Origin of the sequence: Pseudomonas sp. Sample_14 (genome assembly GCF_004307515.1) — a bacterium.
GTDB classification, from domain to species: domain Bacteria; phylum Pseudomonadota; class Gammaproteobacteria; order Pseudomonadales; family Pseudomonadaceae; genus Aquipseudomonas; species Aquipseudomonas atacamensis.
The window spans coordinates 1-16878 of record NZ_RCOC01000001.1 but is presented as its reverse complement, the minus strand read 5'-3'; the positions used below and the strand labels follow the sequence as shown (position 1 = coordinate 16878).

17 protein-coding genes are annotated in these 16878 nt (G+C 61.0%); 5 read left to right on the top strand and 12 right to left on the bottom strand.

Annotated elements, in window-relative coordinates:
* Window positions 1–179: 179 nt before the first annotated feature.
* Genes pepN through D8U61_RS00060 form a run of 6 tightly spaced genes read right to left on the bottom strand, consistent with a single transcriptional unit; the run spans window position 180 to window position 6698 of the window.
* On the bottom strand, window positions 180–2837 hold the full coding sequence (gene pepN / locus D8U61_RS00085) for an aminopeptidase N (protein ID WP_122610182.1): 2658 nt from the start codon (window positions 2835–2837) through the stop codon (window positions 180–182).
* A 10-nt stretch (window positions 2838–2847) separates the two neighbouring features.
* Window positions 2848–3678, bottom strand: coding sequence for a DUF2797 domain-containing protein (locus tag D8U61_RS00080; RefSeq protein ID WP_016774216.1), 831 nt, complete (start codon window positions 3676–3678; stop codon window positions 2848–2850).
* Window positions 3675–3935 carry a DUF1315 family protein gene (locus tag D8U61_RS00075; protein ID WP_016774215.1) on the bottom strand — a complete coding sequence of 87 codons (261 nt, stop codon included), beginning with the start codon at window positions 3933–3935 and terminating at the stop codon, window positions 3675–3677. The genes D8U61_RS00080 and D8U61_RS00075 overlap by 4 nt, the downstream gene beginning before the upstream one ends.
* Before the next feature lie 35 nt (window positions 3936–3970).
* The gene (locus D8U61_RS00070) at window positions 3971–4840 is read right to left on the bottom strand and encodes a rhomboid family intramembrane serine protease (RefSeq protein ID WP_125926037.1); all 870 of its coding nucleotides are present in this window, start codon (window positions 4838–4840) and stop codon (window positions 3971–3973) included.
* Entirely contained in the window at window positions 4837–5808 is a 972-nt protein-coding gene (locus D8U61_RS00065) for a metallophosphoesterase (RefSeq protein WP_125926036.1), read from the bottom strand. Before D8U61_RS00065 ends, D8U61_RS00070 begins: the two co-directional genes overlap by 4 nt.
* Window positions 5808–6698 (bottom strand): NAD(+) kinase, encoded by an 891-nt coding sequence (locus D8U61_RS00060; protein WP_016774212.1) that lies wholly within the window; start codon window positions 6696–6698, stop codon window positions 5808–5810. Before D8U61_RS00060 ends, D8U61_RS00065 begins: the two co-directional genes overlap by 1 nt.
* Window positions 6699–6812: 114 nt before the next feature.
* Here D8U61_RS00060 and D8U61_RS00055 point away from each other — a divergent pair, with 114 nt between their 5' ends.
* Window positions 6813–7763 (top strand): DUF1853 family protein, encoded by a 951-nt coding sequence (locus tag D8U61_RS00055; RefSeq protein WP_130926212.1) that lies wholly within the window; start codon window positions 6813–6815, stop codon window positions 7761–7763.
* Window positions 7764–7878: 115 nt separating this feature from the next.
* On the opposite strand, the gene D8U61_RS00050 is transcribed toward D8U61_RS00055, so the two are convergent.
* Window positions 7879–9162, bottom strand: coding sequence for an arsenic transporter (locus D8U61_RS00050; protein WP_016774211.1), 1284 nt, complete (start codon window positions 9160–9162; stop codon window positions 7879–7881).
* A 149-nt stretch (window positions 9163–9311) separates the two neighbouring features.
* Window positions 9312–9869: an NAD(P)H-dependent oxidoreductase gene (locus tag D8U61_RS00045; RefSeq protein WP_123441682.1), complete on the bottom strand. Its 558-nt coding sequence runs from the start codon at window positions 9867–9869 to the stop codon at window positions 9312–9314.
* Between the two features lie 183 nt (window positions 9870–10052).
* Here D8U61_RS00045 and D8U61_RS00040 point away from each other — a divergent pair, with 183 nt between their 5' ends.
* Entirely contained in the window at window positions 10053–10283 is a 231-nt protein-coding gene (locus D8U61_RS00040; RefSeq protein WP_016774209.1) for a hypothetical protein, read from the top strand.
* An 85-nt stretch (window positions 10284–10368) separates the two neighbouring features.
* The gene (locus D8U61_RS00035) at window positions 10369–11262 is read left to right on the top strand and encodes a LysR family transcriptional regulator (RefSeq protein WP_122700080.1); all 894 of its coding nucleotides are present in this window, start codon (window positions 10369–10371) and stop codon (window positions 11260–11262) included.
* Here D8U61_RS00035 and D8U61_RS00030 read toward each other — a convergent pair.
* The 4 genes from D8U61_RS00030 to D8U61_RS00015 form a co-directional block, all read right to left on the bottom strand.
* Window positions 11228–11842 (bottom strand): GNAT family N-acetyltransferase, encoded by a 615-nt coding sequence (locus D8U61_RS00030; protein WP_125926032.1) that lies wholly within the window; start codon window positions 11840–11842, stop codon window positions 11228–11230. The genes D8U61_RS00035 and D8U61_RS00030 overlap by 35 nt on opposite strands.
* 298 nt (window positions 11843–12140) lie before the next feature.
* Window positions 12141–12899: a DNA polymerase III subunit epsilon gene (gene dnaQ / locus D8U61_RS00025; RefSeq protein WP_039763238.1), complete on the bottom strand. Its 759-nt coding sequence runs from the start codon at window positions 12897–12899 to the stop codon at window positions 12141–12143.
* Window positions 12900–13101: 202 nt separating this feature from the next.
* On the bottom strand, window positions 13102–13572 hold the full coding sequence (gene rnhA / locus D8U61_RS00020; protein WP_007910572.1) for a ribonuclease HI: 471 nt from the start codon (window positions 13570–13572) through the stop codon (window positions 13102–13104).
* Window positions 13573–13662: 90 nt separating this feature from the next.
* Window positions 13663–14421 carry a methyltransferase domain-containing protein gene (locus tag D8U61_RS00015; protein ID WP_041480625.1) on the bottom strand — a complete coding sequence of 253 codons (759 nt, stop codon included), beginning with the start codon at window positions 14419–14421 and terminating at the stop codon, window positions 13663–13665.
* A 66-nt stretch (window positions 14422–14487) separates the two neighbouring features.
* Here D8U61_RS00015 and gloB point away from each other — a divergent pair, with 66 nt between their 5' ends.
* Window positions 14488–15255 (top strand): hydroxyacylglutathione hydrolase, encoded by a 768-nt coding sequence (gene gloB / locus D8U61_RS00010; RefSeq protein ID WP_073475417.1) that lies wholly within the window; start codon window positions 14488–14490, stop codon window positions 15253–15255.
* 99 nt (window positions 15256–15354) lie between these two features.
* Window positions 15355–16818 carry a transglycosylase SLT domain-containing protein gene (locus tag D8U61_RS00005; RefSeq protein WP_130909528.1) on the top strand — a complete coding sequence of 488 codons (1464 nt, stop codon included), beginning with the start codon at window positions 15355–15357 and terminating at the stop codon, window positions 16816–16818.
* Window positions 16819–16878: the final 60 nt, after the last annotated feature.

The window sequence follows — 16878 nt, the reverse complement described above, 5'->3', positions numbered from 1 at the left end:
TTTGTTGTGCCAATAAAAATGCCGCTCGTTGAGCGGCATTTTTTGTTGATCGTTCCCACGCGCATCAAAGGAATGCAGCAAGGGACGCTCTGCGTCCCAAAGCCGACGCAGAGCGTCGAGAGAGGCATTCCCACGCTGAGCATGGGAACGATCAACTCGACGGTTCCTACCGGATCGGGTTACGCCAGGCTTTTGCTCACCACTTCATACACATCGCTGGACAGCGACCCGGACGCCAGAATCCGCTCCAGCTCAGCCTTCATCAACGCCTGACGGGCGCTGTCGTATTTGCGCCAGCGGGTCAGCGGGGCCAGTTGGCGCGAGGCGATCTGCGGGTTGAAGCCGTTCAGTTCGATCACCAGATCGGCGAGGAAGCGATAACCTGAACCGTCCGCCGCGTGGAAGTTGATCAGGTTCTGCCCGGCGAACGCGCCGATCAATGCCCGCACCTTGTTCGGGTTCTTGATGTTGAATGCCGGGTGCTGCATCAACGCCTTCACCCGCTCCAAACCGCCCGGCAAGGTGCTGCCAGCCTGCACGCTGAACCACTGATCCATGACCAGCGGATTGTCCTTGAAGTGCTCGGCGAAGCTGGCCAGGGCGAGGGCCTTCTGTTCTTCGAACGGCGAGTTGACCAGCACCGCCAGCGCAGTCAGGCGCTCGGTCATGTTGTCGGCGGTCTCGAACTGCTCCAGCGCCGCCGCCAGCACTTCCGGCTTGCCGCTGAGCATCAGGTACGACAGGGCAATGTTCTGCAAGGCGCGACGAGCGAAGTGCTCGGCCTCGGCGACGTACGGAGTCTTTTTCGACAGATCGCGATTGGCCTGATAACGCAGCCACAGCGCTTCGAACAAGCCTTCGGCGAGTTGCTTGCGGGCGAACTCGCGAGCGACATGAATCGCCTCGACGTCAGCCACTTCGCTGATCTCGGTGAGATAGGCCTCACCCGGCAGCGAGAGCATTTCGGCAACCATCGCCTGATCCAGCGACTCGTCGGACAGCACCGTGCGCAGCGCCGACACCAAACGCGGATCGAGCTTCAGGCTCTCGCCTTTCTGATGTTGGCCGATCAACTCTTGAAGCACTTGCACCGAAAGTTGCTGACCGGCATCCCAGCGATTGAAACCGTCGCTGTCGTGCTGCATCAGGAACATCAGTTGGTCGCGGTTGTACGGGAAACTCAATTTCACTGGCGCCGAGAAGCCGCGCAGCAGCGACGGCAACGGCTGTTCGTTGATGTCGACGAAAGTGAAGGTCTGCTCGGCTTCGGTCACCGAAATCACCCGAGTGGTGCCTTGTGCCGAGGCTTCGCCGGCCAGACGCAGGGCGATTTCGTTGCCCTGGCTATCAAGCAGCCCGAGCTCGACCGGAATCACGAACGGCAGTTTTTCTACCTTGTCCGGGGTCGGCGGGCAGCTCTGGCGGAAGGTCAGGCTGTAGGTTTTCGCCGCAGCGTCGTAGGACTCGCTGACGGCCAGACGCGGTGTGCCGGCCTGGCTGTACCAGCGCTTGAACTGGCTGAGGTCAACGCCATTGGCATCTTCCATGGCCTTGACGAAGTCGTCGCAGGTCACGGCCTGACCGTCGTGGCGTTCGAAGTAGAGATCGCTACCCTTACGGAAGCCTTCGGCGCCCAGCAGGGTGTGGATCATGCCGACCACTTCCGAGCCCTTTTCGTACACGGTCAGGGTGTAGAAGTTGGAAATCTCGATGAAGCTGTCCGGACGCACGGCGTGGGCCATCGGCCCGGCATCTTCGGCGAACTGGTGGGTACGCAGGTACGCCACGTCCTGAATGCGCTTGACCGTCGCCGAGTTCATGTCCGAGGAGAAACCGGCATCGCGGAACACCGTGAAACCTTCCTTGAGCGACAGCTGGAACCAGTCGCGGCAGGTCACGCGGTTGCCCGACCAGTTGTGGAAGTATTCGTGGGCGACGATCGCCTCGACCCGCTGGTGCGCGGCGTCGGTGGCGGTTTCGGCGCGGGCCAGCACGGCGCTGGAGTTGAAGATGTTGAGGCCCTTGTTCTCCATCGCGCCCATGTTGAAATCGTTGACGGCGACGATCATGAAGATGTCCAGATCGTACTCGCGACCGTAGACCTCTTCGTCCCAGCGCATGGATTTCTTCAGGCTGTCCATCGCGTGCTGGCACTTGTCGATGTTTTCCGGCTCGACATAAATGCGCAGCGCGACATTGCGCTGGCTCATCGTGGTGAAGGTGTCTTCGACGCACCACAGATCACCCGCGACCAGCGCGAACAGGTACGCCGGTTTCTTGAACGGATCTTCCCAGGTCGCCCAGTGCCGGCCGTCTTCGCCGGGGCCGGAAGCGATCGGGTTACCGTTGGAAAGCAGCACCGGGTAGCTGTGCTGTTCAGCCACGACGGTGGTGGTGAACTTGCTCATCACGTCCGGGCGGTCGAGGTAATAGGTGATCTTGCGAAAGCCTTCGGCCTCGCACTGGGTGCAGAACATCGTGCCGGACTTGTACAGGCCTTCCAGCGCGGTGTTGGTTTCCGGGTGGATGCGCACGCTGGTGTCGAGGGTGAAGGTTTCACTGGTTGGCTGCAGAGTCAGGTGGCTGTCCGAGACTTGATAGTCAGCGGCGCTCAGCTCCTGGTCCGCCAGCGTCACCGACAGCAGCTCAAGTTGCTGGCCGTCGAGCACCAGCGGCGGCAGGCCGGCGCCGCGCTCCGGGTTGCGGCGCATCACCAGTTGCGCGTGAACCAGGCTGTGGTCCTCGAACAACTCGAAGGTCAGGTGCGTTTCGTCGATCAGGTACTCGGGCGCCTGATAGTCCTTGAGATAGATCATCTTCGGTTGTTCGGTGCGCATGCTGGAATCCTTATTGATGCACGGCGAGCTGGTACGCCGTGTATTTACGAATGTTGATCACGCCGGTGTCGAAGATCAGGTACTGGCCCTTGATCCCCAGCAGCGTGCCTTCGGCAATCGGGTTCTTGTCCAGGTTGAAGCTGACGATTTTCGCCGGGTATTGCTCGACGGGATAGCGGATTTCCAGCGGTTCGACATCGGCAATCGTCTGAATCGCCTGTAGGCCGAATCGCTCCTGCAACCCTTGCAGGCCTTCGGCGCAGCTTTCGAACAACTGATCGCGCACCTGCGCCAGATCCACCGCCGCGGCATCGCCCTTGAGCAATGCGCGCCAGTTGGTCTTGTCCGCCACTTGGCTGCGGAACAGGTCCTCGACAAAGCCCGATTGCTGGCGTGTCGACACACGCATGATCGGCAAGGCTTGACTCGCGCCCTGATCGAGCCAGCGGGTCGGCAACTGCGTGGCACGGGTGATGCCGACCTTGATCCCCGACGAGTTGGCCAGATAAACCACATGATCGGTCATGCAGAACTGCTGACCCCACACCGGATCGCGGCAGGTGCCGGCGTCGAAGTGGCAACGCTCCGGACTCATGATGCACAGGTCGCACTGCGCCAGTTTGGTCATGCACGGGTAGCAATAACCCTGACTGAAACTGGTCTTGGTCTTGCGCCCGCAATGGGTGCAGTGGATCGCCCCCAGGAATTCCAGACGCAACGTGCTGCCGATCAACGGATTGACCGGCACCTCGACGTCATCCAGACGAAACGCGTATTGCACGTTCGACCCGTCCAGGCGCGCCGACATTTTGCTGATTGCACCGCGGCCAATCTCGATCAATGGATGGCATCCGACTTGAACAGGATGTTCGGCACTTCGATCGACTTCGACGCACACTCTTGCGGGCCCATGTAGCCAGTGCGCTGGTCTTCCGGCAGGTTCTGGATTTCCCAAGCAATCATCGCCTGCAACGACAGCTCGCGCTGTTCGGCAGTGAGTTTGTTGCCGTCGGACCATTTGCCGATTTCCACGGCCAGTTTCAGGCTTTCGTAGATGTCCGGGGTGATGTTGTTGATCATGTCGTTGAAAGAGGACATCAGGGTCTCCGTGCTCTTTGCTGAAACAAAAAATGTTAGACGGCCAGTTTACGGCGGTTATACAAACCGCCCAACAAACCGGTGAAGCATCCGATGAGTAACCCGCTCAGGTGCGCGGCGTTGGCGATCTGGCCGAAACCGATCAGCGAAATCAGCCCGGACATGCACACCACCAGCCACACCAGCATCATCACCAGCACGCCGCGCGGCAGACGATAGGCCGGGTTCGGCGCCAGCAGCTGGAAAATCCAGCAATGCCCGAGCAAGCCGTAAAGCACGCCGGACAGCCCACCAAACAGGCTCGGCCCGCTCCAGACGAACTGCGCGTAGTTGGACACCAGACTGAACAACAGCGTCAAACCGAGCAGATTGATGCTGCCCTGACGCGATTCGATACGCCGCCCCAGCTCCCAGTACCACATGCCGTTCATGGCCAGATGGAGGATGCCGAAGTGGATCAGCATCGGCGTGACCAGCCGCCACCACTGCCCTGCCGCCAGACTGTCGGCCAGGGGCGTGAAGTGGATGTACTCGCCGATCACGCGAAAATCGAGGAAGGTCAGCCAGCGCAGCGTTTCCAGGTTTTCGCCGAGGAAGGTCAGACCACCGACGATCAGGCTCAACAGCAGAATCAATCCGGTGGCTTTGGCGTGTTTCAGCTGTTCGGCGAAGCTTGGCCGTTTGAAGGTCTGGCCCACGGGAATGTCCAGTTGCTGATCCGGGTCGCCGGCCGGGAAGCGCTCGTACAAGGAGCGCACGTCCTCGCTGATTTCCTCCGGCGCCCACAACACCTGTTCGCCCGCCTCTTCGCTGACCCGATGGGGCACTTGCATGCGTTGCAGCAGTTTGACAAAACCGCTCAAATCCACCGCCAACGGCAGGCGCAATACCGCTACCGCACTCATTGCAGGACCTCCGGCCGCTCGACATCGACCCAGACGAATTTTTGCGGATCCAGGCGCGTTTCCTGGTCCAGACGATAGGCCACCAGTTTGCCGTAGAGCACCGCACTGTAATCCAGGCACGCGAGGTTCGGGCGGATCGGCGCCGGTTTTCCGCTGCGCCAGTAGTGGCCGACGAACAGCAACGGCTCGTCGACGCCATAGCGCAGCAGGGAATTCTTTTCGGTTGAAGTCAGCGGCGTCTGCGCGACAGGTTCCGGCAGTGCATCGGGCTGGAAGACGATGTCGCCGTAGGTTTTCGGGTCGTCTTCCCAGAACTTGGTGCGGAAGAACGAACGCACCAGACCGTCGCCGCTGGTCATGGTCAGGCCACCGGGCAGACGCATGTCGGTGCCGCGCAGCAGGCGATCGAACACGGTGCAGGCGAAGCTGCCGGGCACCGCCGAGGCCTGGAGGAAATGCTCATCGACGCAGCCATTGGGGAACAACGCCCGCAACGGCTCGATCAGACCGGCATCCCAGCACGCATGCACCACGCGGAAGCGACCGGCATCGACGAACAGCGGCAGCTCGTAGAACCACTGCTGGAAGTCATGCCAGTCGCCGGGATAGTCTTCAAATTGAGTCAGGGTTTCCTGCAACAGCCGCGCATGGCGCTTGGTGTGTTCGCGCACGAACTGCTTGCCGCTGCCCGGTGGCGCCGGGGTGACCCAGCCGAGCGCGTTGAATTCGTGGTTGCCCATGATGCACAGCGCCTGCTTCGCCTCGACCATGTCGTGGACGATGTGCAGCGCCTCGCGAATGCGCGGGCCACGGTCGATGATGTCGCCAACGAACACTGCCATGCGTGACGGATGCCGCCAGACCCCGCCCTGCTTGTGATAACCGAGACGGTCCAGCAAGTGTTCGAGGGTCATGGCGCATCCGTGCACGTCACCGATCAGGTCGTAACTGCGCGCGGGATCGAACATCAGTCGCCTCCGCCCCCCAGCTTGCTGCCCCAGCCAAGCTTGGTGCGGCACACCTCGTAGTAATTGTGATCGAGCGGATGAATCAGGCGCAGCTTCTGTGCCTTTTTGCTCACGGTAATGGTGTCGCCCGGTGCGCAGGTGAAGTGGTTCTGGCCGTCGCAGGACACCTGCGGATAGATCTGCATATCTTTGGACACGACGATTTTCAGCTCACTGTTGCCATCGACCACGATCGGCCGTCCCGACAAGGTATGGGGGTACATCGGCACAATCACAATAGCGTCGAGCTTGGGATGCATGATCGGCCCGCCGGCGGACAACGCATAGGCGGTGGAGCCGGTGGGCGTGGCGACGATCAGGCCGTCGGCCTTCTGGCTGCAGACGAACTGGCCGTCGATGTACAGCTCGAATTCGATCATCCGCGTCGATTTGCCCGGGTGCAGCACCACGTCGTTGAGCGCATCGCCCTGGCCGATGGCCTCGCCATGGCGACGCACTTCGGCTTGCAGCAGGAAGCGGTTTTCCACCAGATAGTGGCCATCGAGCACTTCGGCGACCTTGATTTCCAGCTCGTCCGGGCGAATATCGGTGAGGAAGCCGAGGCTGCCACGGTTGATGCCGAGCACCGGAATATTGTGTTTGGCCAGCGCCCGCGCGGCGCCGAGCAGGCTGCCGTCACCGCCGACGACGATGACCATGTCGCAGACTTCGCCGAGCATCTTGCGCGACGAGGTTTGCAGGCCGTGGCCGGGCAGGACTTCAGCGATGGTGTCTTCGAGGATCACATGCAGGTGACGGTCGAGCAGAAAGCGTTTCAGTCGGCGGACGGTATCCAGCACCTGGGAGCTGCCCAGGCGACCGATGATGCCGATATTACGAAATTGCTCCATGGGACCTCTGCGGACAATCGAAAACGCGAAAACCCGATTATGGGCGAAAGCGCCAGATAGACAAAATCCTTTCAGCCTCAAGGGTGCGCTCAGGTTTAAGGCTATGCTCGCAAGATGATCCTGTTTCCCGATTTGTTGCAGTTGCCCCATCAGTTACGCCATCCTGAAGTGCGGGACCTGGCGTGGGTGATCCTCGCCCCGCCGATGCTCGCCGCTACACCGTGGCCGCAGCGCCATCCGCTCGCCGGCAGCGACTGGGTGCACGACCCGCAGCGTCTCGAACACTGGCTGCGCCAGCTCGACCACGACAGTTACGGCCTGCTGCAATGGCTGGCGCAGGCGCGCACCCGGCGTCTGGGTCTGTATTACGAGCGTCTTTGGCAGTTCGCCGTCTCGCATGCGCCGGGCATCGAACTGATCGCCGCCAACCTGCCAATCCGCCGCGCCGGGCACACCCTCGGCGAGCTGGACATGCTGCTGCGTGACCGCGACGGCGTGCATCATCTGGAACTGGCGATCAAGCTCTACCTTGGCCCGCAGGATGGCAATGGCCGCGATCCCGCGCAGTGGCTGGGGCCGGGTTGTCATGATCGGCTGGATCGCAAACTGGCGCATCTGGCCGAGCATCAATTGCCGATCTCGGCGCGCCCGGAAAGCCGCGAAGTGCTCGCGGCGCTGGATATCGAAACCTTCAGCGCGCAGCTGTGGCTGGGCGGTTATCTGCTGTATCCGTGGCCCGGGCAGGCCGAGTCACCGCACGGCGCCCATCCGCAACATCTGCGTGGCAGTTGGCTGCATCAGAAGGACTGGCCGGCGTTTGTCGCCCAACGCCCGCCGGGCCGCTGGCAACCCCTGCCCCGCCACGCCTGGCTGGCGCCGGCACATTACCCAGCAGATCAGGTCTGGACAGATGAGCACCTGCGTTTGTGGCTGGAAGACCTGCCAGCACTGGCCCCGGCGCAGTTGATGGTGCGCATGACCGAGAATGCCCTGGGCGAATGGGAAGAGGCGGAGCGGTTGTTTCTGGTGGCGGATCTTTGGCCGAATGTGCCGGGGCAAACCTGAGATTTGTGGTTTCTGACCCAATTCGCGAGCAGGCTCGCTCCCACAGAGAATGCATTTCAAACGTGGAATGCGATCCCTGTGGGAGCGAGCCTGCTCGCGAAAAGAGCAACTCGATCTATAGAGATAACCGCACCGCCAACGCCGCCAACGTCACCAGCAACACCGGCACCGTCAGCACAATCCCGACGCGGAAGTAATAGCCCCAGCCAATGTGAATGCCCTTGCGCTCCAGCACATGCAACCACAACAAGGTCGCCAGACTGCCGATCGGAGTGATCTTCGGCCCCAGGTCGCTACCGATGACGTTGGCGTAGATCATCGCTTCCTTGATCACGCCGCTGGCCTGACTGGCGTCGATCGACAGCAAGCCGATCAACACCGTCGGCAAGTTGTTCATGATCGACGACAGCAGCGCCGTCAGCACCCCGGTGCCCATGGCCGCGCCCCACACGCCGTGGCCGGCGAACACATCCAGCCATCCGGCGAGGTAACCGGTGAGCCCGGCGTTGCGCAGGCCGTACACCACCAGGTACATGCCCAGCGAGAAAATCACGATCTGCCACGGCGCTTCTTTCATAACCTTGCGCGTGGAGATTTTGTGACCGCGCGCAGCGATGCCCAGCAGCAGCGCGGCGCACACGGCAGAAATCGCGCTGATTGGAATGCCCAGCGGTTCCAGAGCGAAGCAGCCAATCAACAGGATCACCAGCACCGCCCAACCGGCATAGAACGTCGCCTTGTCGTGGATCGCGGTTTGCGGGTTTTCCAGTTGTGCAGGATCGTACGCCGCCGGGATGTCACGACGGAAAAACCACAGCAACATGCCCAGCGTCGCCGCCACGCTGACGAAGTTCACCGGCACCATCACCGCGGCATAGCGGTTGAAGCCGATGTGGAAGAAGTCCGCCGAAACGATGTTGACCAGGTTCGACACCACCAGCGGCAGGCTCGCCGTATCGGCGATAAACCCGGCGCCCATGACGAATGCCAGCGTCGCCGCCGGTGAAAAGCGCAACGCCAACAGCATCGAAATCACGATCGGCGTGAGAATCAGCGCCGCGCCGTCATTGGCGAACAACGCCGAGACCAGCGCACCGAGCAGCACCATGAAGGCAAACAGTTTGCGCCCACTGCCCCGCCCCCAACGCGCCACGTGCAGCGCTGCCCAATTGAAAAAGCCAGCCTCGTCGAGCAACAGGCTGATGATGATCAGCGCCACGAAGGTGCCGGTGGCGTTCCAGATGATCTGCCAGACCAGCGGGATATCCGTGAGGTGGACGACGCCGAAAATCAACGCCAGCACGGCGCCCAACGTTGCACTCCAGCCGACGCCGAGCCCCTTGGGTTGCCAGATGACGAGGGTGATGGTCAGCAGGAAAATCAGTGACGCAGCGAGCATTCGCAGGAGCCTTCAAATAGCGAAACGGGTGGAAATCGAACAAATGTGGGAGCGAGCCTGCTCGCGAAAGCGGTGTGTCAGACGTGAAATTGTTATCTGACAGTCCGCCTTCGCGAGCAGGCTCGCTCCCACAGTGAGTTTCGGTAAGTTTATTTCTTGTGTTGCTCGACGAACTGGCCGTACGCATCGATGAATTTCTGCAGGAACGGCTTCACCGAGTCGCTCAGCTTGCCCGCTTCATCAAACGCGGTGCCCGCACCGCCCAGATAGGCTTCCGGCTGTTGCAGGCAATGAATATCGAGGAAAACGAACGTCTGACGCAGGTGCTGGTTGGCGCCGAAGCCACCAATGGCGCCTGGCGATACGCTGATCACCGCACCGGGTTTGCCGCTCCAAGCGCTCTGGCCATAAGGGCGTGAACCGACGTCGATGGCGTTCTTCAACGGTGCCGGGATCGAGCGGTTGTACTCGGGGGTAACAAACAGCACCGCGTCGGATGACGCCACTTTCTGACGGAAAGTGCTGTAGGCTGCCGGCGGAGAAGCGCCGTCGATGTCTTCGTTGTACAGCGGCAGCTCACCGATTTCGACAATCTCGAGCTTGAGATTGGCCGGCGCCAGTTCGGCGAGGGCCAGTGCGACTTTACGATTGATCGATGCTTTGCGCAGGCTACCGACCACTACAGCGACGTTGTAGACATTGCTCATGGATGACTCTCGATGGTCCGTGGGAAGAGTCGCTAGTTATAGATGATCCAGTGACGCTTTCACCAGTGGTCATTGGTTTTTCCTGCGCGGCGAATATTTTTTTCCTGTAGGAAAACTTACCGAGCTTGGTGACGGTCTACAAAGCCGCAAATCAAGCGTTTTATCTCCAGAGGTTCTAAGCAGATGGCAGCAGTACTCGTCGGTCAGTTTCATGCAAGAGATGCGGAAGGCCGCGTTTATTCCGTGCATGAATTCCAGGAATCGAACCCGTCTGCAGACGGATCCACTGGCTCGGAGCCCATTTACAGACTGGCTATTGGCGATCGGGTCAATAAGGTCAGTGACAGCGAGTTTCTCCTGGTTCAATCAGGCATTACCCTGATTCGCGAACCTGAGCCAACCGTCGCTCAATAACCCAGCGTTATGAGCAGAAGTCATGCGAGCGGACTTGGGGTAGGATTCAGCGTCTGACCCCACCTGCTGAACATGGACTTCACGCATGCGTTTACGCCACATCGAAGTGATTCAGGCGCTCTTGCAGACCGGTCACCTGGGCACCGCCGCCGAATGGCTGCAATTGCCGGTGACCGAGGTCGAAGAGCGCTTGCGCGAAGCCGAGAGTCAGCTGGGGTTCATGCTGTTTGCCAGCGTTCGCGGGCGCCTGCAATCGACCCCCGAAGCGCGCGCTTTGCAGGTGGAAATCGCACACGTTTACGAGGCGCTTGAGCCGGTGCAGCGTCTGGCCAGCAGCCTCAAGCAATACCTCGCACCACCCCTGCGCATCATCGGCACCCCGCCGCTGGCCCAGCAATTGCTGCCACAAAGCCTTGCGACTCTGCGTCGGCGCTTGCCGGACGCACCGTGCAGCCTGCTCAGCGCGCCGACTCGCGACATCGTCCGCAGCCTGTTACTGCGCGAAAGCGATCTGGGCCTGAGCCTGCACGATCCCGAACACCCCGATATCCACTGCCAGCCGCTGGCCCAGGGCAAGCTGCAATTGCTCGCGCCGCACGGCTGGCTGCAACCCAAGCAGAAATACATTTCCCTCGCGGATCTGGCCGGTCAGGCCATGGTCGGTCTCGAAGGTCAGGATCCGCTGAGCCCGGCGCTGGAAAACAAACTTCAGGCCTTGCGCCCGGCACCGAGCATCCAGACCCGCGTGCAGACCCATCAGATGATGCGCAGCATGGTCGAGGCCGGCGAAGGTCTGGCGATCGTCGACCCCTTCACCGCGTTGGGCGCCCGCGCCGGTGGGCTTGACGTCTGCCCACTCTCACCGGCTGTGCCGATCAACCTCTACGCCCTGACCTTCAAACATGCCACGCCGTCGGCGGCGATTCAGACACTGCTGACCATCGTCACGGAACAAGCCGAGGCGATGTTGTCGAGCTGAGTGGTTTTTCCAGCGGATTATCGAACAGGCGATACCAGAACAATGCGACTTCGGCGGTGTGCGGATCGATGCCGCGATAGCGCAACTGGTCGATGCCGCCGATCACATAACCGCAGCGCTCATACAGCCGACAGGCGCCGAGGTTGTTGTTCTGGGTTTCGAGCATGATGCCCGGCAGCTTCTTCTTGCGACTCCAGAACTGCGCGACATCGAGCAACGCCTTGGCCACGCCGTGGCGACGGGCCGGGGCATGCACCGCCAGTTCATCGATGTGGGCAAAGCCGTTCCAGTTGGTGCTGATCACCAGGTGGCCGACCGGCTCGTCGTCCAGATACGCCATGAAAATCGCGCTGTCGGGCGCGTTGTGAAAGGCGCTGAACTCTTCCGGATCGATGCCATAGCACTTGCGGTACGGCACGATCGGCGTCACCGGCCACTGCTCGACCGGTTTGCCGATCGCGGCAGCACCATAGGCGGCGACCTCGAAACTGAAGTCACTGCCCCAGATATACGGCGCGAAACCTTCATCGGCGACGCGCACCGACAACCCTGGGTATTTCGGATTCATGACCGGTTGCATACTGGGAAAAGTCCTCATTCCTTGACGCAGCCGACAGTGTCGACCTTGTTGTCGCGATGGATGATCGCCAGCGTGAATTTCAACTCTTTATACATGAGGCTCAGTGTCCTGAGGCGGCAGGTTTGCACCTGACCAGTGCACTCAGGGTAGTGGGTTGCAGCGAATGTGGCGAGAGTGGCAACTTGGCTCCATGTCGCCAAACGCAAAAAATCGCTGCCTTACTGGTCCCTACTATGGAATGCAATCCCCATAGGAACTGCCGAAGGCTGCGATCTTTTGATCTTGATCTTTAGACCTTTCAGACCTGCGCATCAGCCTCGGCAATCTGCGTCCACAACGCCGGCGCCCCCGCCGATTTGGCGATGATCTCCAGCCGCACCAGATGCGCCGCCAGTTCTTCTTCGGTCGCACGGATGATGCGCGCTGGCTGGCGATCGACCGGCAGACGACGGATTTCCGTGGCTGAGTTGTCCGCGCCCTCGCCCGTACCATTGCCGTCGGAGGCGTTGCCGGCCAGCGACAGGCTGGTCTGGCCGCCGGTCATGGTCAGGTAGACGTCGGCAAGGATCTCCGAGTCGAGCAAGGCGCCGTGCAGTTCACGGCCGGAGTTGTCGACGCCGTAGCGCTTGCACAACGCATCGAGGCTGTTGCGCTGCCCCGGGTGACGTTCCCGGGCCATCATCAGGGTGTCGAGGATGGTGCAATGCTGGGTGATGTCAGCGCGATCGTGCTGGCCCATCAAAGCGAATTCGTTGTTGATGAAGCCAACGTCGAACGCCGCGTTATGGATGATCAGCTGCGCGCCTTTGATGAACTCGAAGAACTCGTCGGCGACTTCGGCAAAGCGCGGCTTGCCGACCAGGAATTCGTTGGTGATGCCGTGCACACCGATCGCACCCTCGTCGCTTTCGCGATCCGGTTGCAGGTACACGTGGAAATGCCGGCCCGTCAGGCGCCGACCGATCAGTTCGACGCAACCGATTTCAATGATCCGGTGACCATCGGTCACCGGCATGCCGGTGGTTTCGGTATCGAGTACAACGGATCTGGTGGCCATCAGTGCTCAGCTCTCAACGGGTCAATCGGGCAAAGGCGCGGATGTTAACACGCTCGGCGGGGTGTTTCAGTCAGACCGTGGCGGGTCCTTCGCGAGCAGGCTCGCTACCACATTGGAATGCATTCCAATTCAAGGCCTGGAATACATTTCCCTGTGGGAGCGAGCCTGCTCGCGAACGGCCACGCCACGGTTAGAAGCGAAATCAGCTCTGCTTGTAACCACGCACTTCGTCAACGCCGCGATTGGCCAGTTGGTCAGCCCGCTCGTTACCATGATGACCAATGTGCCCGCGCACCCATTTCCAGGTGACTTTGTGGCGATTGACCTGCTCGTCCAGCTCTTTCCACAGGTCGGCATTCTTTACCGGCTCTTTCGCGGCAGTCTTCCAGCCGCGCTTCTTCCAGTTGGCCATCCACTCGTTGATGCCTTTCATCACGTATTGCGAGTCGGTGACCAGCAGCACTTCGCAGGGACGCTTGAGTGCTTCGAGGCCACGAATCGCGCCGAGCAGCTCCATGCGGTTGTTGGTGGTGTTGGCCTCGCCGCCCCACAGTTCCTTTTCGACGCCCTTGCACACCAGCAGGGCGCCCCAGCCACCGGGGCCGGGGTTGCCCTTGCAGGCACCGTCGGTGAACAGTTCTACGGTGTCGACGCTTTCCACGCTTTCGCTCATGCCAGTCTTTCCAGAAAAATGCCTGTCCTGCCAATCACGGATCGACAATGACCGCGGCCGGGACAAGCCCGGCCACAAATAAAAGAAGATTTACGGTTCGATGCGGCGGCGGTTGACCTTGGCCATCGGCAGCGGAATCAGCTTGCCCATCGGCTCGCGGCGTTCCTGGCGCAATGGCCGGAGCCCCACCACGATCTTGCGCGCCACCAGCAGATAGAAGCCACCGCCGGACAGCTGCCAGTCACCGGCCTTGCGTTCCCAGCCGGCCAGACGGTTCTGCCACTTGGGCGACGCGAGCGGCGGACGATAGCACCCGAAGCGGCGTTTCTCCAGCGCGAAGCCGAGCAGATTGAGCCAGTCGGCGACCCGCGACGGCGAGATGCAGCGCGCCTTGCGCAGGGCATCATTGGCGAAGAAATGCCGCAGCCCCCAAGTGCTCCAAGGGTTGATGCCGATGATCAGCAGATGCCCGCCGGGGCGCACGCTGCTCGCCGCTTCACGCAGCAAACCGTGGGGCGACAGGCAGAAATCCAGGCCATGCTGCATCACCACCACGTCGGCGGCGTGCTCGCTCAACGGCCAGGCCTGCTCTTCGCAGACGATCTCGACCCCGGGCAACGGCGCGCCAAGACGCACGTTGCGCTGCACTTGCGGCGCGGCCGGCGGGGTTTCGGCGGACGGGCCGTAATGCACCAGATAACCGCCGAAGAAGCGGCCGAGCTCGTCATCGAGCATGCGCCGCTCTTCATCCAGCAGAAATTGCCCGAGCGGCCCCGACAGCCATTCGCGGGCGGCGCTGATCAATGCCAGCCAGTCGGGATCGGCCTGAGCGAACGCTTTATCGGTCATGTCATTCTCCAACGCGCCAGGAACTACTAAGATGCGCCAATGTTTTCCGCTTGGCGAATTCCGACGATGATACAGATCAGTGCCCTGCCCGCGTTCACCGACAACTACATCTGGTTGTTACAGGATCATCAGACCCAGCGCTGTGCGGTGGTCGATCCGGGCGACGCCGCCCCGGTGCAGGCGTGGCTCGATGCGCATCCGGGCTGGGTGCTCAGCGATATTCTGATCACTCACCATCACCATGACCATGTCGGCGGCGTCGAGCGCCTGAAAGCCGCGACCGGCGCCAAGGTCTACGGCCCGGCCAGCGAAAGCATTCCGGCGCGTGACGTAGCGCTCAAGGACAACGACAGCGTCAGCGTGCTCGGCTGGGACTTCGACGTCTATGCGGTGCCCGGTCACACCCTGGGGCACATCGCCTATTACCACCATGGCCTGCTGTTCTGCGGCGACACCCTGTTCGCCGCCGGTTGCGGCCGGTTGTTCGAAGGCACACCCGAGCAGATGTACCGCTCGCTCAGCCGTCTTGCGGCCTTGCCGGAAGATACGCTGGTTTACTGCACCCATGAATACACCTTGAGCAATCTGAAATTTGCCGCCGCCGTCGAGCCGGGCAATCCGGAAGTCGCCGCCCGTCTGGAAAAGGTCACGCAGCAACGGCAGAACGGCGTGATGACATTGCCGTCGACTTTGGCCCTGGAAAAGCTTACCAATCCGTTTTTACGCACTTCTGAAACATTGGTTACACAAAAAGTGGACGAACGGGAAGGCGCTCAAAACCGGGAGCCGAGCGAGGTATTTGCGGCTCTGCGGGCATGGAAAGACAAGTTCTGACAAGCGCGCCGGCCGGGACAAAAATTCTCAATGGTTGACCGCAGGGGGTGCGCTTTCTAGAATCGCCCGACATTTTTGCCCGGAACTTACTTCCAGCCAATGTCGTCATCCATACGTAAGTCCGTCAATTCAGATGCTTTGACCCGCCTGGCGCAAGCCATCGCGGTGGCTGTGTCCGCCACGCTGGCGGGTTGCTCCAGCCACGCTCCGCAGACTGAAGCGACGCATACGCCGAACATTGCTGCGCGAGCCAAGCAGAAGCCTATCTGGCTGACCGAGAAGCCCACTCCCGTGGCGCCCCAGGACATCTGGGAACGCATGCGTCAGGGCTTCCAGTTGCAGGAAGGACTTGGCGTCAATCCGCGCATCGAGCAACAGCGCCTGTGGTTCGCCAGTAATCCCTCTTTTCTCGAGAATGCCGGCGAACGCGGCAGCCTCTACATTCATTACATCGTCGAACGCCTCGAAGAACGCAACATGCCGTTGGAACTGGCCCTGCTGCCGGTGATCGAGAGCGCGTACAACCCGATGGCCTACTCCCGCGCCGATGCGGTGGGCCTGTGGCAATTCATTCCGTCCACCGGGCGCTACTTCAACCTGCGCCAGACGCGTTTCTACGACGGTCGTCGCGACATCACCGCTTCGACCACTGCAGCGATGGATTACCTGACTCGCCTGCACGACATGTTCAACGGCGACTGGCTGCTGGCTCTGGCGGCCTACAACGCCGGTGAAGGCACCGTCAGCCGGGCGATCGAGCGCAACGAGAAGCTCGGCCTGCCCACCGACTACTGGAACCTGCCGCTGCCGGCGGAAACCCAGGCCTATGTGCCGAAGTTGCTGGCACTGTCGCAAGTGGTACTGGCGCCTGAAGCCTACGGCGTCAACCTCAACCCGATCGCCAACGAGCCGTACTTCCAGGTCGTCGAAATCAACCAGCGCATGGACCTGTCCAAGGTCGCTGCGGTGGCGAACATCGATGAAGACGAACTGTTCCAGCTCAATCCAGCGTTCAAACAGCGCACCACCATCGACGGTCCGCAGCATTTGCTGGTGCCAACGTCCAAGGCGCAACTGCTGACCGCCAGTCTGCAGACCATGCGCCCGGACGAACTGATCAGCCCGCGCTCGCTGAAACCGGTGTTCGAAGGCGCCGATCCGTCGGAAGTGGCGCAGCTCAAACGTGCTTATCGGGTCAAGCGTGGCGACAACCTCGGCTCCATCGCCAAGGCCAACAAGGTCGAAGTCAAGGATCTGCAGCGCTGGAACAAGCTGACCGGCAAGAACCTCAAGGTCGGCCAGACCTTGGTCATGCAGGACAACACCAAGCGTGCCCCGGCGCGCAAGTCCGGCCGGGTCAACACCGTGGTCGCGGCCAACAGCAAGAGCAAAGGCAAGGACGAGAGCAAGCAGCAGACCCAGTACAAGGTCAAGCGTGGCGACACTCTGTACGTGGTGGCGAAGCGCTTCAACGTTGAGATGCAACATCTCAAGCGCTGGAACCCGGGTGCTGGCAAGGCGTTGAAGCCGGGGCAGATGCTTACGGTTTATCAGCCGCACTGACAGAAGAGCCCCTGAATTCAGGGGCTTTTTTTGGATGAAGTTTTTGGTGTGTTTTAGATC

Excerpts from the sequence above, each read along its gene's own strand:
- pepN (WP_122610182.1), bottom strand. The coding sequence starts at position 2,837 with ATGCGCACCGAACAACCGAAGATGATCTATCTCAAGGACTATCAGGCG.
- D8U61_RS00075 (WP_016774215.1), bottom strand. The coding sequence starts at position 3,935 with ATGTCCTCTTTCAACGACATGATCAACAACATCACCCCGGACATCTAC.
- D8U61_RS00070 (WP_125926037.1), bottom strand. The coding sequence starts at position 4,840 with ATGAGTGCGGTAGCGGTATTGCGCCTGCCGTTGGCGGTGGATTTGAGC.
- D8U61_RS00065 (WP_125926036.1), bottom strand. The coding sequence starts at position 5,808 with ATGTTCGATCCCGCGCGCAGTTACGACCTGATCGGTGACGTGCACGGA.
- D8U61_RS00060 (WP_016774212.1), bottom strand. The coding sequence starts at position 6,698 with ATGGAGCAATTTCGTAATATCGGCATCATCGGTCGCCTGGGCAGCTCC.
- D8U61_RS00055 (WP_130926212.1), top strand. The coding sequence starts at position 6,813 with ATGATCCTGTTTCCCGATTTGTTGCAGTTGCCCCATCAGTTACGCCAT.
- D8U61_RS00050 (WP_016774211.1), bottom strand. The coding sequence starts at position 9,162 with ATGCTCGCTGCGTCACTGATTTTCCTGCTGACCATCACCCTCGTCATC.
- D8U61_RS00045 (WP_123441682.1), bottom strand. The coding sequence starts at position 9,869 with ATGAGCAATGTCTACAACGTCGCTGTAGTGGTCGGTAGCCTGCGCAAA.
- D8U61_RS00040 (WP_016774209.1), top strand. The coding sequence starts at position 10,053 with ATGGCAGCAGTACTCGTCGGTCAGTTTCATGCAAGAGATGCGGAAGGC.
- D8U61_RS00035 (WP_122700080.1), top strand. The coding sequence starts at position 10,369 with ATGCGTTTACGCCACATCGAAGTGATTCAGGCGCTCTTGCAGACCGGT.
- D8U61_RS00030 (WP_125926032.1), bottom strand. The coding sequence starts at position 11,842 with ATGCAACCGGTCATGAATCCGAAATACCCAGGGTTGTCGGTGCGCGTC.
- dnaQ (WP_039763238.1), bottom strand. The coding sequence starts at position 12,899 with ATGGCCACCAGATCCGTTGTACTCGATACCGAAACCACCGGCATGCCG.
- rnhA (WP_007910572.1), bottom strand. The coding sequence starts at position 13,572 with ATGAGCGAAAGCGTGGAAAGCGTCGACACCGTAGAACTGTTCACCGAC.
- D8U61_RS00015 (WP_041480625.1), bottom strand. The coding sequence starts at position 14,421 with ATGACCGATAAAGCGTTCGCTCAGGCCGATCCCGACTGGCTGGCATTG.
- gloB (WP_073475417.1), top strand. The coding sequence starts at position 14,488 with ATGATACAGATCAGTGCCCTGCCCGCGTTCACCGACAACTACATCTGG.
- D8U61_RS00005 (WP_130909528.1), top strand. The coding sequence starts at position 15,355 with ATGTCGTCATCCATACGTAAGTCCGTCAATTCAGATGCTTTGACCCGC.